Source organism: Arthrobacter sp. (genome assembly GCF_031179985.1).
In the GTDB taxonomy this organism is placed as follows: domain Bacteria; phylum Actinomycetota; class Actinomycetes; order Actinomycetales; family Micrococcaceae; genus Arthrobacter.
On sequence record NZ_JAPSHJ010000023.1, the window covers coordinates 29,117 to 43,747 of the forward strand.

Below are 14,631 nucleotides of genomic sequence, written 5' to 3' on the forward strand. Positions count from 1 at the left end.
GCTTAAGGGTAAGAAATCAGCTGCTCGTTGAGCTCCTGTGCCTCCCGGTAGTAATCCAGTAAGGTCAGCTCTGCCGCCGCGGCTGGGTCCAGGATGACGACGGCCCGAGGATGCAGTTGCAGCACTGAAGCAGGGCAATGGGCGCTCACCGGCCCTTCGACCATCCCACGGACGGCGTTGGCTTTATTAGCGCCCATCGCTACGAGCACGGCCTGCCGGGCTTCCCGGATGGTCCCCAGCCCCTGGGTCAGGCAAAGTCGCGGGACGTTTCCCTCCGGAAAGAAGCGGGCGTTGTCCTCCCGCGTCGCTCCCGCCAGGGTTTTCACCCTGGTGCGGGATTCCAGCGACGACGTCGGTTCGTTGAAGCCGATGTGTCCATTCGCGCCGATACCCAGGATCTGGACGTCCACCCCTCCGGAGGACACAATGGCGGCATCGTAGCGCTCGGCCTCTCCCCTCAGGTTGGGGGCGTCTCCGCGAGGGGTGAAAAGGTGTTCGAGCGGCAGGTCCACGTGATCCACGAATTCCCGCCGTATGGTCGACCAATAGGACTGTTCATGTTCGGCCGGAAGCCCGGCATACTCGTCGAGCGTGAAGGCCCTCGCCTGGCTGAAACTGAGTTGCTCCTCGCGGTGACGCCGGATGAGTTCCAGGTACGTCGTCCTGGGGCTGCCGCCGGTAGCCAGCCCAAGGACTGCCGGGCCGCGCCGGATGCGGGCTTCAATAATGTCGGCAGCCCGCGCACCCACCTGTTCGGCTGATTCACACAGCACTATCTGCACAGTCATTTCCTTCCCGTTTAATTTGCTCGCCGGCCCGATAGACCTGCAGCACTTCCAGTTCGTCATTGGCAACAAGCAGGTCTGCCCGGTATCCCTTCAGGAGGGCGCCTACATGGTTCAGGTTCATAAGGCGGGCCGGGGTGAAGGACGCGGCAGTGACGGCATCAGTCAGCGGTATTCCCCATTCGACGCACCGCCGCACGTTTCCCAGGAGCCTGCTGGTCCCGCCTGCTATGGCCCCGGGCACCCCCTCTCCGCCAATCTGGTTCAGCCGGGCTATTCCGTCGTGGACCGTCACTTCCAGGCTGCCAAGGGTGTACGGGCCATCTGCCATCCCTGCTGCTGCCATGGCATCTGTAATAAGCGCGATCGACCGCGGACCTACGAGGGCGAAGACCATGCGGACGATCTCAGGGTCCAGGTGTACTCCGTCGGCGATGAGCTCCAGGACCATCTGTTCGGGGTTTTGCTGGGCTGCCTGCAGCAGGACAGCAACGGGTCCGGGCAAGCGGTGACCGAGCGGGGGCATCCGGTTGAACAGGTGGGTGGCAGACCAAGGCTGACTGCCATCCGGAGGTGTCGCCGCCAGGGCTTCCCGTGTCCGGGCTGCAGTGGCATCCGTGTGGCCAAGCGAGGGGACCACCCCGTATTCGCGGCACAATGCCACCAGCTCGGCAAAATTCGGAGTCTCCGGGGCGAGGGTAAGGGAACGGACAGTGCCGCGGCCGGCGTCGAGCCACTGCTTCAGCAGCGCAGGGTCTCCGTCAATAATGGCCGCAGGGTCCTGGGCCCCGCACATGCTTTTGGTGATGAAGGGCCCTTCCAGGTGCAATCCCGCCAGGATCCCTTCCTCCACCAGTTCCCTCAGCACCAGGATCTGTTCAAGCAATACGGCCGAAGGTGCCGAAACCAGCGAGGCAAGCAGCGACGTCGTCCCGTTGGCAGCGTGCTGACCGGCGGCCTGGCGGGCTGCCTGGTGATCTGCGGAGAAGGTGTGCCCGAAACCCCCGTGGCAATGCACGTCGACGAGGCCGGGCAGGAGCAAAGGCACTCGCGTTATTTCAACGTCGACGCCGGCGGGCAGTTCGGCAGTCGGGCCGCACCACATGATGCGGTCACCTGCGACCACCACCGTGCCGTCGTCGATCACTTCGTCGCCCGGCAGGCCGGTGATGAGGCGCCCCCGCAGCCCCAGCCCGCCGCCGTCGTTCTTTTCCAAAGTCAACGAACTGTCAGCTGGCATCGGCTTTGGCCATCGAGCCGTTCTCGTCAGTTTCGTCTTCGCGTCCCATGGTGCGCAGGTTCCAGCGCCTGATGACGAACCGGAAAACCACATAATAGACGGCGGCGTAGCCCAACCCGATGGGGATCAGCCACAGCGGATTCCGGGCGATGCCGAAGTTGAGGACGTAGTCAATGGCTCCGGCGGAGAACCCGAAACCATGATGGATGCCGAGGAAATTGACCAGCATCATCGATGTCCCGGTCAGTACGGCGTGAACGAGGTACAGGGGCCAGGCCACGAACATGAAAGAGAATTCCAAAGGTTCCGTAATACCGGTGAGAAAGGCGGTGAGACCGGTGGACAGCATCACGCCGCCGACAATCTTCTTCTGGCCTGGCTTTGCTTCCTGCCAGATTGCCAGTGCGGCCGCCGGCAGTGCGAACATCATGATGGGGAAGAATCCGGTCATGAAGACACCCGCAGTTGGGTCGCCGGCGAAGAACCGGTTCAAATCGCCGTGGGCGCCGTCGTAGTCACCGATGATGAACCAGACAATGGAGTTCAGGATGTGGTGCAGTCCCAGCGGGATGAGCAGCCGGTTGAGCGTGCCGTAAACTCCGCTTCCCACCACCGTGTTGTCGGCCACGGTATTCCCGACAGCCGTCAATCCCGTATTGAACAACGGGTAGAGGAGAGCCATAACCACGCCGATCACGATGGCCGCAAAGGACGTAAGGATGGGTACCAGACGACGCCCCGCAAAGAATCCCAGCCAGTCAGGCAGGGCGGTGCGGTGGAACCGCTGCCACAGCCATGCCGTCGTGAGACCCATCACGATGCCGGCCAGCACGCCGTAATTGATGACCGGATCTTTGCCGCCCTCGGGCGCAGTGCCAAGCACCAGCGGGGCCATTACTTTGAACACGTTCGTCAGAACCAGGAAGCCGACGACGGCGGCCAGCGCCGTGGACCCGTCACCCTTCTTGGCGAAGCCAAAGGAAATGCCGACGGCGAAGAGCAGCGGAAGGTTCTCAAAGAGGGCGCCACCTGCTGCACCGATGACCTGGGCAACTGTGCTGAGGGATTCGAACCGTCCGAGGAGATCGTCCTGCCCCAGGCGCAAAAGAAGCGCAGCGGCCGGAAGGGCTGCAATGGGGAGCATGAGACTGCGCCCGAACCGCTGCAGGTTCTGTAGGGCCTTGCCGCTGCCCTTGGCGGCTTTTCCCGGCGCAGGTGCCGGGTCGGCCAGCGCGCTGCTCCCGCTGGGAGGGGCGGTGTTTTCTGGGCTCATGAGGATCCTCATTTCAATGCGGTTCGATGAAGCTTGTGCGGAAGTGCGGGATTCAGTAGAGTCATTCCAGCTGGTTATAACCAGTGGCATTCATCACTTTGAGGTGTGCAGGGCTAAGTTGTCAACCACGATCCCGGAACGGGCATCATCATGACTCGCCAGCCAAATCATTGTGGAGACGAAATCTGAACTGGACCAAAGGAGTGGACATGTCGAAAGCAGAAATCATCCTCGCCGCCCTGGGCGGAGCGGACAACGTGGAAGAAATCGAAGGGTGCATCACACGGCTACGGACCGAAGTCGTTGACGCTGCCCGTGTTGACCAGGCGGCACTCAAGGCCGCCGGCGCGCATGGGGTCATGATGGCGGGTACCGTGGTGCAAGTGGTCGTCGGCCCCGAGGCCGAGAGCCTTGCTGAAGACATCCAGGACCTGATGTGAGCACCGCCGCACAGACGGACGCGCTCACAGTAGCGGCACCCCTGCCCGGTCTTCTCATCCCGCTCAGCGAGGTGCCGGACCCTGTCTTCGCCAAAGGTCTTGTCGGCGGTGGGGCCGCCATCATGCCTGATGAGCACGCCGGCACGCTCACAGCCGTCGCCCCTGTCGACGGCATCGTTATCAAGGTCATGCCCCACGCCTACATCGTGCAGCACCCCTCCGGCCCAGCTGTGCTGGTGCACGTGGGAATCGACACCGTCAAACTGCAGGGGGAAGGTTTCACCGTGCATGCACAAAAGGGCGACCACGTCCGCACCGGCGATCCCCTGATCAGCGTGGACGCCACCTTCGTGCGATCAAAGAACCTCAGCTTGTGCAGCCCCGTTGTAGTGCTGGATACCACACCCGATGCCGCGGACGTCCCCACGACCGGTGCCCACGTCGAAGCCGGCGGATACCTCTTCGCACTGCCGGGAAAGTAAAAGATGGATACCGCCGGCGAGCTGAAGCATGTGTGGGTGCGCAAACAACTGCAGGAACTGGTTGCCACTGAACTGAGGCCAGGAGACGCACTGCTGGGCGAGCGCCAGCTGGAAGAGCAGTTCGGAGTCTCCCGCATTACGGTGCGCCGGGCCATCTCCGACCTCGTCCAGGACGGAGCCCTGGTTCGCGTCAAAGGCAAAGGAACGTTCGTCTCGCACGGGCTGGTGCGATCCACGTTGCATCTGGCCTCGTTCAACGAGGACATGCGGGCCGCCGGTTTCGAGCCCAGCACCCGCGTCATCACTGCGGCATCTGCAGTGCCGCCGGACCCGGCAGCCGAGCATCTGGGGTTGGCAACGGGCAAGGAGGCTTACCAGGTCAGCCGGGTCCGGTTGGCCAACGGCGCGCCCGTAAGCGTGGACGAGTCCTGGCTGCCACCCCGGCTGCTGCCCGGATTGCTTGAAGAGGACCTCACCGGATCCCTCTACCGGATCCTGTCAGCCTCCGGCTATCCCGTACAGCATGCCGAACAAACTGTCGAAGCCGCAGCGGCATCGGAAACCGCCGCCGCCCTGCTGGATATCGAGCCCGGCGCACCTGTCCTGCTTTTCCGGCGCCGTTCATTCACCGGACCCGACGATCCGGGCACACCGATTGAATACTCCACCTCTACATATCGCTCCGACCGGTACCAGATCTCCATGCGTCTGGAGCTCGGATAGGCCTGAGCCCGCCTGCGCCTCTTGGCATACGCCCGCCTGGGGCTAGCGTTTGTTGCTTGTGCTGGCCGGCCTCTTCTTCTGGGGAAAGGGGCTTTCATGGCGGGCGAGCATCGCCACGAAATCCTCGATCCTCTTCGCACGGGTTTCGGGCTGTTTCACGGAGGTGGTGCGGTAGAACAGCGCATACCGGTTGACCGAGGTCAGGACATCGAACATGGCCTGAGCTTCGGGGACCGCAGCGATAGCGGCCGCGAGGTCCTCTGGAATCACTGCTGAAGCCTGCCCTGGATAGGCGGCGTCCCAGCGTCCATCGGCCTTGGCTGCATCGACGGCGTCGCGTCCTGCCGCAGTCATCCTGCCTTCCGCCTCCAACCGTTCAACGTGGCCGACGTTCCGGAGCGACCAGCGGCTCTTCGGCCCCCGCGGGGTCATCCTCTGAATGTAGCTCGCGTCGTCGCGCCGCTTGACCTGGCCATCGATCCAGCCGAAGCACAACGCCTCGTCCAAGGCGGCGTCGTAATCCAATTCAGTGACCGAGCCGCCCTTCTTATGCAGCACCAGCCAGACCCCTGGGCTGGAACCATGATGGTCCTCCAGCCATCGGCGCCATTCGGTGGCATCCTTTACCAGGAGTTCCTCGAGTTCAACGGCCATGGCTCCATTGTGCATGCCATGATGGCCCTATCCGACATTCGGCGCCAGCCCGAGGAGGCTTCTATGTTGCGCGTGCGCCCCATCCACGTCACATCGCACCTGGATCAGTGGTCGCGATTGCTCACCGTTTTGGGAATGGTCAAAACCGTCGACGACGGCGAATGGCAGGAGTTCGACGCCGGTTCCGGCCGGCTTGCCCTTCGGCGGGCCGATCCGGGCTCGGCTCAGGACGGAAACACTCTTTTCGGCGTCGAAGTGGGCGACCTGGACGAGTTTGCCCGCCGGACTAACGAGGCCGCGTTGGAAGCAGAAGGGGCCGCGGGAGCAGAAGGGGCTGCGGGAGCAGAAGGGGCTGCGGCTGCCGTGGTCGATGCTGACCGCGGCAGGACCTGCCGGATACGTGCCAGGGACGGCTTCAGTTTCCTCGCCGACCCCGCAGCCCATGGCGCCAACTGCGCCGACGCGGATCCGGCACTCAGCGTCGTCGCGGTCTGGTTTACGGAGGACACGGCAGGAGCGGCGTCCACCTTGCGGAGCATCGGCGCGCGGCCGCGACCCGTCCCGGACAATGATGAGACAGCTGATTTCACGGCCAAAAACGGCGGCGTACTGATGGTGCGGCCCGGGGCTGCTCCAGGAAGGGCAGGTTTGGGTTTCGAATACAGCGGTAACCTGGACTCGCTGCGGACACAGATCGAGTCGGCAGGTTGGGACGTTGCCGCCACCGAGGAAGCCTTTGGCCGGACGCTTCAGGTGCCAAGCCCCGATGCGGGCACAGCGGCGCATCATCCGGCCCTCTGGATTTCGGGGCAGAGGCCCGGCATCTGAGGCTCGCGTTCTTACGGGCCCCACAGGAGTCGGCAAGGAGTTCGGGCAGGGATGCGGTAGAACTTAACCATGAACGTTCGCACCCCTGACCCGAATCCCGGCTGGCTGTCCCCCGAGGACCTGTTCGAGGCCCGTGGGCGCCTCCCCATGGTTTACGTGGAAGCTGTTCCCGTCCGTTTGGACCCGCTGGGATTCGTGAATGAGGTCGGCACGCTGCTGCAGGCTGACGAGGACGGAACCATGATCCGTTCCCTGGTCTCGGGCCGCGTTCTGTACCGCGAAACCATTCGGGCAGCATTGTTGCGTCACATGGAGAAGGATCTGGGCCCCCTGGCGTTTCCGCAGCTTCCCATCAGCCCCGTGCCGTTCACCGTGGCCGAATACTTCCCCGCTCCGTCTCAGACCGGCTTCACGGACGACCGTCAGCACGCCGTCGCGCTCGCCTACGTTATTCCGGTGACCGGGGAATGCGAACCCCGCCAGGACGCCCTGGAACTCACCTGGATGACCCCCGAAGAAGTGCTTAGCCCGGGAGTCCAGCTCGAATTCAGCGGCGGCCGGGGAGCCTTGATCAGGCAGGCGCTGGCCTTCGCAGGCGTGGGCAACTAGGTTCCTCCGAAGTGCGCATTCCTTTTGGTGCCCGGAGTCTGAAGTGACCCGGCACTGGTTCCTTTTTCCCTGGCCGGGGACTCTCGCGGTTCCGGCGCATCCCGGACATGGGACCGGCTCCTTTGTAGACTGTAGGGCGGACCGCAAGAGAACTTAAGGACTCCCGATGACCCAGCCCCCAGCCGCCCAGCACTACAGCGAACGCCAGGCTGGAGCCCTGCAATCCGGAGACCACCTGATCCTGCCGGGCGGTGACAGCTCGGCTGAGCTGCAGGCAGTGGACCTCGAAAAAGACGACTTTGGTGCCCCGGCCCTCATCATCGCAACCCTGTCGGACGGCATCACCCTCCGTATAGCGGTGGGCTCTTCGGTCCTGGTTGCCGACCCTCCCGCAGCGTCCCTTCACCTCGTTCAGCACCCCGACGAGGAGGACGACGACGTCACGGCGGCTCCCGCCGTCGTCGTACCTCCGCTGCCGCCCACGCGCCCGGCCACCGTCCCTGGGGCCGCTGAAGCTGACGCCAGTCCCGCAACAGACGAGGAACTTGCACTCATTCCCGAGCCGGAGGGCACCCCCGAGGCTGTCGTGCAGATGGCCGCTGAAGCGCACCCGGATGCGGAGGGCGTCCTGTTGCTTAGTGAACGGCTGATCAAAGGCATCAACACCAAGTCCGGAAGCTGCCTGAAGGACCTCAGCGACCTTGCCCACGAGCTTTTTATCCTGCTCAAGGACTCAAAAAACGCCCTTGCCGTGGCAGATTTGCTGAACGTCCTGCCGTACGACGGCAATCCGGGCCGCTGGAGTTCAGTGGAGGCGGCGCTGGCCCTGTCCAGCTATATCTGCCGTCAGACCGGGCTGGAAGAGCGGGCTGAGATTTACGAGAAACTCCTGCGCGCACCGGATTCACAGGAGTCGGATCCGTTCAAGGCACGGGTCAACGCGCGGGTGCGGCAGCGCTCCCTCAACGAACCGAACCTGTACGACAAGGAAATTTTCCGTTCCATCGATAACTCCAACCGGGATGCCGAGCGTGAGTGGCGGTTCCTCAGGCTTCAGGCGCTGCTTTTCCTCCGCGCCCACGGCGGCTCCGAAACAATCGGCGGCCCCGAACTGAATCGCAGGATCAACAACGAACTCGAGGCAGTGCGGGCCTGAAACTACCTGTTGTCGGTAGCGAATTACCCCTGTACCGCCGCTGGCAGGCATTGTAGATTCAAGCGCATGACGAACAATCTGAGCGTTGTCATTAATGCCGATGCACCCCAGGTGTGGACCATGTTGCGGGAGCCCGCCAAGATCGCCCAGTGGCACGGCTGGGAGGCTGATGACCAAGCCGAGGAAATCAACGAGATCTACTTCAAGGACACTGTGGTCGAAAGTCCTGACCACACCTCATTGACTGTTGATGGCGGGGACATCTTTACCCTCAAGCCGGTACCCAACGGAACCCTGGTCAGCGTGACCCGGTCAGCGTTGGACCACAATTCCGAATGGGCGGCCTGGGACGAGGACATCACCCAGGGCTGGCTGACGTTCCTGCAGCAACTGCGTTTCGCCTTGGAACGCCATCCCCACGACAAGCGGAGAACTTCTTTTTTCTCTGTTCCTGGGACCTCCGGTTCGGCCATTGAGAAACTCGGAGTTAAGGACGTGCCGGCGCCGGGCGAGGAGTACTCGCTGACCTTGGGGACCGGCGAGGAAATCTCCGGGCGGGTGTGGTTCAAGAGCAATCACCAGGTGGGGCTCACCGTGCACAGCTATGCGGAGCACAACGACGGCCTGTTGATCGTCGCCGACCAGCCGGCCATCGAGGATCTCAGGCCCGACGGCGGATCGCTGGTGATCATTTCCACTTACGGGCTTGGTGCGCACAAGCTTGAGTCCATTCGGGCACTGTGGGACGAATGGCGCGGTGAGAACTACCCTTCGTCGGAGCCGCTGCACTAGCGTGCCTGCGCTGGTCGGGGTCCTGGGTAGACTGCCGGGGTTCTGGACTGCCGGGGTTCTGGACTGCCGGGGTTCTGCATCGCAGGTTCCCTCTTGCGGCCCTCATAACGGTTTTCCGCGTACAAGCTGGCACACTTGAACCGTGCCAGCCAACCGCTCCAAAATGTCTGTCGAGTCCCCGGAGTCCTCCCCCGCTCCGTCTGTAACTGCCGCAGCTCTGCCTGCGGCAGTTGTGCCAGCGCGTGCTGCGCCTGCGGGTGGAAGCGGCTTCGCGTTCACAGTGGGCAAGAGGCTCAGTGACACCAGCCAGCCGAGTGCGGAACAGGTAGCCGCCAACGGCGGGGAGTTCCTCGGCCGCACCGGAACCATCACCACACCGCACGGTGACATCCAGACGCCGGCGTTCATCGCCGTCGGCACCAAAGCAACGGTTAAATCCGTGCTCCCGGAAGCGATGGCGGACCTCGGAGCACAGGCCCTGCTTGCCAATGCCTACCACCTCTACCTTCAGCCCGGCGCGGAAATCCTTGATGAGGCCGGCGGGTTGGGCGCTTTCATGAACTGGCCCGGCCCTACCTTCACCGATTCCGGCGGCTTTCAGGTGATGAGCCTCGGATCAGGCTTCAAGAAGGTCATCGACATGAAGACGACTCCCCTGCCTGATCAGGCTTTGTCTGATGACGCCGTTGCCGCGGGCAAGGAACGCCTCGCCCATGTCGACGAGGACGGTGTGTGGTTCAAGAGCCACCTCAATGGAGACAGGCACAGGTTTTCCCCGGAGATCTCCATGCAGGTGCAGCACCGGATCGGCGCGGACATCATGTTTGCGTTCGACGAACTGACCACATTGCAGAATTCCCGCGGCTACCAGGAGGAGTCGTTGGAGCGGACCCGACGCTGGGCGCTGCGGTGCATCGATGAGCATTTCCGGCTGACCGAGGAGCGCGTGGGCAAGCCGTATCAGGCCCTTTTCGGCGTGATCCAGGGCGCGCAGTACGAGGACCTCCGCCGGAAAGCCTGCAGCGACCTTGGTGCGATGCCGTTTGATGGATTCGGCATCGGCGGCGCCCTGGAGAAGGAGAATCTGGGCACGATTGTGCGCTGGTGCAATGAGGAACTGCCGGAGAACAAACCCCGGCACCTCCTGGGCATCTCGGAACCAGACGACATCTTCACGGCAATCGAAAACGGCGCCGACACCTTCGACTGCGTCTCCCCCACCCGGGTGGCCCGCAACTCCGCCTTTTACACACCAACGGGCCGCTACAACCTGTCGGGTGCCAAGTACAAGCGCGATTTCGGCCCCCTGCAGGAAGGCTGCGACTGCTACGCCTGCGCCAATTACTCCCGCGCGTACATCCACCACCTGTACAAGGCCAAGGAGATGCTTTCGGCCACGCTTATCTCCATCCACAACGAGCGCTTCGTGGTGAAGATGGTGGACGACGCCCGCCTGGCCATCGAATCAGGCGACTTCTTCGCTTTCAAGGAGCAGACCCTGGGGCAGTACTACTCCTGACGTGGGCCTTCGATCCCCCCATCGCCATCGCCATCGAAATCGCCGGAAGGTTGCGAGATCGCCGGAAGTTTCCGGCGACTGGGCAGCGTTCGGGCGACTTCGCGTTTTCCACATAACGACGGCGGCCCTCCCGGTGGCCTTGCTCTGCTCGGTAGCTTGTTCCATGAGCCAACATGAAACCCATTCACTGCCTGCCAACGGCAACATCTGGCGCACAGAGCAGCTACTGGATCTCGGTTACGGTTCCCGTGCCATCAGAGCACTCCTGGATTCGGGCTCCCTTATTCGGTTACGCCACGGCTGCTATCTTCGCGCCAGCATCTGGAACGAGCAGTCCCCGGTCGTCCGGAGCAGGCAGCTGATCTATGCACACGCGCACGGAACACGTACGACGTCGACTGGAGGCTTTGTTTACAGCCACACTTCTTCGGCCCGCCTGCATCGCCTGTTTCTATGGGACGTCGATGATCTCGTCCATCTCCTGCAACAGGTTCGGCCATCGAATGAACGCCATGGCAAAGACGTCCGATGTCACACGCGTCCCTTTGCCGAGCACGAGGTGATTACCTTGGGCGGCTTACGCACTACATCCCTGGAGCGTACGGCCGCGGACTGCGCCATGATGCTGAACTATCGGCAGGCGTTGATCGTGATGGATCATGCCCTTCGTCTGGGCGCAGATACTCAAGTGCTGCAAGCTATGTCACTGTCATTGGATGGGCGCCGTGGGATCCGGACATTCCGCCGGGTACTGGAGACGGCCGATCGTCGTTCCGAATCCCCCGGTGAAACGCTCTCGCGGGAGCTGATTCTGCGGCTCAAGATCAAACCACCCGAGCCGCAGTTCGAGGTCGTAACCCGCATCGGCAGGCATCGCCTCGATTTCGGGTGGAAGGAGGAAAAGCTGGCCCTGGAATTCGATGGGAAGACAAAGTATTTCGACTATAAACCCACGGCCGAGGTGCTCTTCGAGGAGCGGCGAAGGGAGAAGGCCCTGGTCGAGGCAGGCTGGCGCATCATCCGGGTCGAATGGAAGGACCTCTTCCGGGAACAAGAGTTCAAGAACCGGGTGTTGGGCGCCTTGGTTAGCCCTCCGCGCTAACCCCGGCTTCGCCGGAAACCTGCCCAGTCGCCGGTAGTTTACGGCGAACTCGGATGTTTCCGGCGATTTCGAACCGCCAGTGAAGTACGACGCCGGCGGGGGCCTCACGCGGTGTAGCTTGGCTCACGCTTCTTGATGTAGCCGATCACCAAGGAGGTCACGGGAACAAAGAGGAACTCAACGAGGGTCTTGTAGACGAAGCCCACCACCACGTAGTTCACGAACCCGGCAAAGTCGTTGATGCCGATGACAGAAGCGGCAATGCTGCAGAAGATCAGGGTGTCCACAAATTCACCGGCTACAGAGGAACTCATGATGCGGGCCCACAGCGATTTCTCGCCGGTTCGTGCCTTCATCTTCACAAGGATCCAGGAGTTGATGGTCTGACCGGCGAGGAATGCCAGCAGCGAGGCAAGGACGATTTGCGGAACAGGGCCCAGAGCGCCTTCGAGGGCGGATTGCTTGGTTGAGCCGAATTCGTCGTCGAAACCGGGGAGCGCAATGATTATCCAGTAGCAGAGCGACGCGAAGACAGACAGGGCAAACGTGGTGATGATGGCTTTGCGCGCCACCTTGAATCCGTAGACCTCACTGATGACGTCGCCAAGGATGTAGGCCAGTGGGAACAGGAAGAAGCCGCCGTCGGTGATGATGGGGCCTATGGCCACGCCTTTGGACGCTCCGATGTTGGACAGGATGAGCACTACCGCCATAAACGCGAGCAGGATCCCGAAGTATGGCGAACCGATGGAGGCGAACTTTGGGACGGTTCGGGCGGAACCGGTCCGGGGCAGGGCGTTGGGGCCCGGGGTGGAAGGCATGGGAGTGTCCGTTCGTAGTGGTTCGCTCGGCGGAACGTGTTGCGTCCACCGGCTGTATTAGCACTGTCAGGTAATTCTGCCACTTGCCCGGCCACCCGGCGTCGTGCTTAATCGAGTGCCGCTAAGCGGCAACCGTCAGGCAGCGTCAGCCAACAGCGACTCGGCCAGCAGCGTCACCGTGCGGACCACAAAATCACGACGGCGGGCCAGGCGTCCCGGAACGGAACCCGCCATCAGCGCATCCAGCTGGGGAAGGACAGTCCAGCCATCACACAACGTCACCACAGTCAGCAAGAGATCAGCGGCGTCTGCCCTGTCGATTCCCGGCAGGACGTGGAGCATTGTGTCGATCTTCGCTGCACAGTGGCTGGCGCGCGCTTCCCTGTTCACCACGTAGTCACCACGCTCGAGCCCCTCCCAGAACTGCAGGCGCGGCAAGATACCGTCCAGGCTGTGACGATCGAACAGTCTGCCGGCTTAGTCCCCCAGCGCGGCCGGCCCCTTGCCCTCAAGGGGAACTTCCGCTACCACCCTGACCAGTTCGGTGGCCAGCACCGCATCGAAGAGTTCATCCTTTTTGCCGAAGTACTGGTAGATGCGTTCCTTGTTAACCCCGGCGGCAGCGGCAATCCTGTCGATCCGGGCGCCAGCAAGGCCTCTCTCGCTGAATTCGGCCGTGGCCGCCTGCAGCAGCTTGCTGTGTACTTCGTAGTGCCGCGGCTGTTCAAGGGCTATGGAATGTTGCGTCGGCGTCGGACGTCCAGGTAATTTCCGTCAACGGGACGGCCGTCAGGCTCACCCTCAGCGGGGGTCCGCAACCTTGCCCATAAAGAGCGACAGGCCTGTCTCGGCGTGGACGATCTGGTAGTGGAAGGGCCGGTCAAAATGGATCTCGTGGTCCGGCATGGGCGGGGCGCTCGAGGCCTCGCCATTGATCTGAGTGACGGCAGCCGCCACCGTGCCTTTTTCGGCCACGGTGATGTTTGCGGCCTGAGCAGCCTGGGTGATGACCATCCCGGGCTGAATGTTGTCGAAGTCCTTGTCCGTACTGAGAGTCTCCTGCAAGCCGAGCGATTCGAAGACCTTGCGGAGGTCAAAACTGCTCTTGTGATCCCATTTGGGCAATGAAATCTCTACCATTTCAGGCACTCCACCGTCCAGGGAATCGGCAACCTCTGAAAGTTCCGCAGCTCCGATGTTCCAAGAATTCCCGGTCGAGGTCGTCGCAGGAAGGACGAGCCGCATCACGAACCCCTCGGCATAGGGCAGATCGACGGCCTGCCAGCCAGGGCCTTCGGAGTACACCATTTCTGCAAGATTGTTCATGGTGGCCACGGTGATCTCCTCGCCATCAGCCTTGGTGAACGGTGAGTCTGCGGTTCCGGCGGGGTCAAACGGCACTTCCCAGGCCGAGGCAAAGTACAGTGCATTCAGCAGGCTGAACGTATTCTCCGGATCATAGCCGGCGGGGGCCTTCTTGATCCGTCCACCTGTGTTCTTGTCCACCCAAGCATCGAGGGCCGGACCCGTGGCTGCTTCGTCACGGAATTCCACGGGGTAGACACCCGTGCCGTAATGCAACCCCAACGTCTTGAGGTAGTCGGGACCGGTGGGAACGTTCTTGTCGACAAAGAGTCCGTTGGCAACATGCATGACAGGAGTCCGGGGCGGGTTGTCTTCATCCACCGACCCAGGATCGCCGTCGAACTTCTGCAACGACTGAAGCAGGGCGTTCATGCCCTCGTCCCGGCCCTCCTCCGGAAGGCCCAGGACGCGATCAAGTTCTGCCGCCGTCTCCCCTGATGCGCCTGCACGCAGCATTGACAGGGCGATCAGCAGGCTACCGGGCGAAGAGATCACATTGCCGTTGCCACCCTCCCCACCGTTGTCCAGGAGGGCCGTCCCGAGTGCCAAGGCTGAATTCCGGTACTGCAACAGCTGGGTTTCATAGTCTGCCCGTTCCACAGTGACCTGCGAGACGCCGTCGGCTTTCAACAGTTCGGGAGCCGCCGACGACGAACACGCGGTAAGTGCCAGCGCTGCACTCACAGCAACAACCTGCGCTCTGAAATTTCTCACTGCTGCCCCCTCAGACACCTTGGATTTTCAGTCAAGCAGTTCGGGCTTCAGAGAACGATGCCGGAGGGGTCACGGTTTGCTGTCGTTTTGGTATCGACCCTCCCTCACCTCTCGCAACTCAAACACCA

The 14,631-nt window shown here is 62.4% G+C and carries 17 protein-coding genes; 9 read left to right on the forward strand and 8 right to left on the reverse strand.

Annotated elements, in window-relative coordinates; genetic code table 11:
* Positions 1-2: 2 nt before the first annotated feature.
* From nagB to RIN13_RS12220, 3 genes are read right to left on the reverse strand one after another with little or no spacing between them, the layout of a single operon-like run.
* On the reverse strand, positions 3-782 hold the full coding sequence (gene nagB / locus RIN13_RS12210; RefSeq protein WP_309107633.1) for a glucosamine-6-phosphate deaminase: 780 nt from the start codon (positions 780-782) through the stop codon (positions 3-5).
* Positions 763-2,025: an amidohydrolase family protein gene (locus RIN13_RS12215; RefSeq protein WP_309107606.1), complete on the reverse strand. Its 1,263-nt coding sequence runs from the start codon at positions 2,023-2,025 to the stop codon at positions 763-765. The genes nagB and RIN13_RS12215 overlap by 20 nt, the downstream gene beginning before the upstream one ends.
* Positions 2,015-3,298, reverse strand: coding sequence for a PTS transporter subunit EIIC (locus RIN13_RS12220; protein WP_309107607.1), 1,284 nt, complete (start codon positions 3,296-3,298; stop codon positions 2,015-2,017). Before RIN13_RS12220 ends, RIN13_RS12215 begins: the two co-directional genes overlap by 11 nt.
* Before the next feature lie 209 nt (positions 3,299-3,507).
* Here RIN13_RS12220 and RIN13_RS12225 point away from each other — a divergent pair, with 209 nt between their 5' ends.
* From RIN13_RS12225 to RIN13_RS12235, 3 genes are read left to right on the forward strand one after another with little or no spacing between them, the layout of a single operon-like run.
* Entirely contained in the window at positions 3,508-3,738 is a 231-nt protein-coding gene (locus RIN13_RS12225; protein WP_247046127.1) for a PTS glucose/sucrose transporter subunit IIB, read from the forward strand.
* A complete protein-coding gene (locus RIN13_RS12230; RefSeq protein ID WP_309107608.1) occupies positions 3,735-4,220 on the forward strand; it encodes a PTS glucose transporter subunit IIA in 486 nt (161 codons plus the stop codon). Before RIN13_RS12225 ends, RIN13_RS12230 begins: the two co-directional genes overlap by 4 nt.
* Before the next feature lie 3 nt (positions 4,221-4,223).
* Positions 4,224-4,943, forward strand: coding sequence for a GntR family transcriptional regulator (locus tag RIN13_RS12235; RefSeq protein WP_309107609.1), 720 nt, complete (start codon positions 4,224-4,226; stop codon positions 4,941-4,943).
* 42 nt (positions 4,944-4,985) lie between these two features.
* Here the strand turns inward: RIN13_RS12235 and RIN13_RS12240 are convergent, their stop codons facing one another.
* A complete protein-coding gene (locus RIN13_RS12240) occupies positions 4,986-5,597 on the reverse strand; it encodes a YdeI/OmpD-associated family protein (RefSeq protein ID WP_309107610.1) in 612 nt (203 codons plus the stop codon).
* A gap of 63 nt (positions 5,598-5,660) precedes the next feature.
* Here RIN13_RS12240 and RIN13_RS12245 point away from each other — a divergent pair, with 63 nt between their 5' ends.
* From RIN13_RS12245 to RIN13_RS12270, 6 genes are all read left to right on the forward strand, one after another.
* Positions 5,661-6,425 carry a VOC family protein gene (locus RIN13_RS12245; RefSeq protein WP_309107611.1) on the forward strand — a complete coding sequence of 255 codons (765 nt, stop codon included), beginning with the start codon at positions 5,661-5,663 and terminating at the stop codon, positions 6,423-6,425.
* Positions 6,426-6,494: 69 nt separating this feature from the next.
* A complete protein-coding gene (locus tag RIN13_RS12250) occupies positions 6,495-7,034 on the forward strand; it encodes an NUDIX hydrolase family protein (protein ID WP_309107612.1) in 540 nt (179 codons plus the stop codon).
* A 166-nt stretch (positions 7,035-7,200) separates the two neighbouring features.
* On the forward strand, positions 7,201-8,190 hold the full coding sequence (locus RIN13_RS12255; protein WP_309107613.1) for a DUF6707 family protein: 990 nt from the start codon (positions 7,201-7,203) through the stop codon (positions 8,188-8,190).
* Between the two features lie 66 nt (positions 8,191-8,256).
* Positions 8,257-8,982, forward strand: a complete 726-nt coding sequence (locus tag RIN13_RS12260; RefSeq protein ID WP_309107614.1) for an SRPBCC domain-containing protein — start codon at positions 8,257-8,259, stop codon at positions 8,980-8,982.
* A 163-nt stretch (positions 8,983-9,145) separates the two neighbouring features.
* Entirely contained in the window at positions 9,146-10,501 is a 1,356-nt protein-coding gene (gene tgt / locus RIN13_RS12265) for a tRNA guanosine(34) transglycosylase Tgt (protein ID WP_309107634.1), read from the forward strand.
* A gap of 163 nt (positions 10,502-10,664) precedes the next feature.
* Complete coding sequence (locus tag RIN13_RS12270; protein ID WP_309107615.1) at positions 10,665-11,603, forward strand: type IV toxin-antitoxin system AbiEi family antitoxin domain-containing protein; 939 nt, start codon at positions 10,665-10,667, stop codon at positions 11,601-11,603.
* Positions 11,604-11,707: 104 nt separating this feature from the next.
* Here the strand turns inward: RIN13_RS12270 and RIN13_RS12275 are convergent, their stop codons facing one another.
* The 4 genes from RIN13_RS12275 to RIN13_RS12290 all read right to left on the reverse strand — a co-directional run bounded on the left by RIN13_RS12275 (position 11,708) and on the right by RIN13_RS12290 (position 14,503).
* Complete coding sequence (locus RIN13_RS12275; protein ID WP_309107616.1) at positions 11,708-12,424, reverse strand: queuosine precursor transporter; 717 nt, start codon at positions 12,422-12,424, stop codon at positions 11,708-11,710.
* A gap of 135 nt (positions 12,425-12,559) precedes the next feature.
* Entirely contained in the window at positions 12,560-12,862 is a 303-nt protein-coding gene (locus RIN13_RS12280; protein WP_309107617.1) for a hypothetical protein, read from the reverse strand.
* 39 nt (positions 12,863-12,901) lie between these two features.
* Positions 12,902-13,159: a TetR family transcriptional regulator gene (locus RIN13_RS12285; RefSeq protein ID WP_309107635.1), complete on the reverse strand. Its 258-nt coding sequence runs from the start codon at positions 13,157-13,159 to the stop codon at positions 12,902-12,904.
* Positions 13,160-13,225: 66 nt separating this feature from the next.
* On the reverse strand, positions 13,226-14,503 hold the full coding sequence (locus RIN13_RS12290) for a serpin family protein (protein WP_309107618.1): 1,278 nt from the start codon (positions 14,501-14,503) through the stop codon (positions 13,226-13,228).
* Between the last annotated feature and the right edge of the window lie 128 nt (positions 14,504-14,631).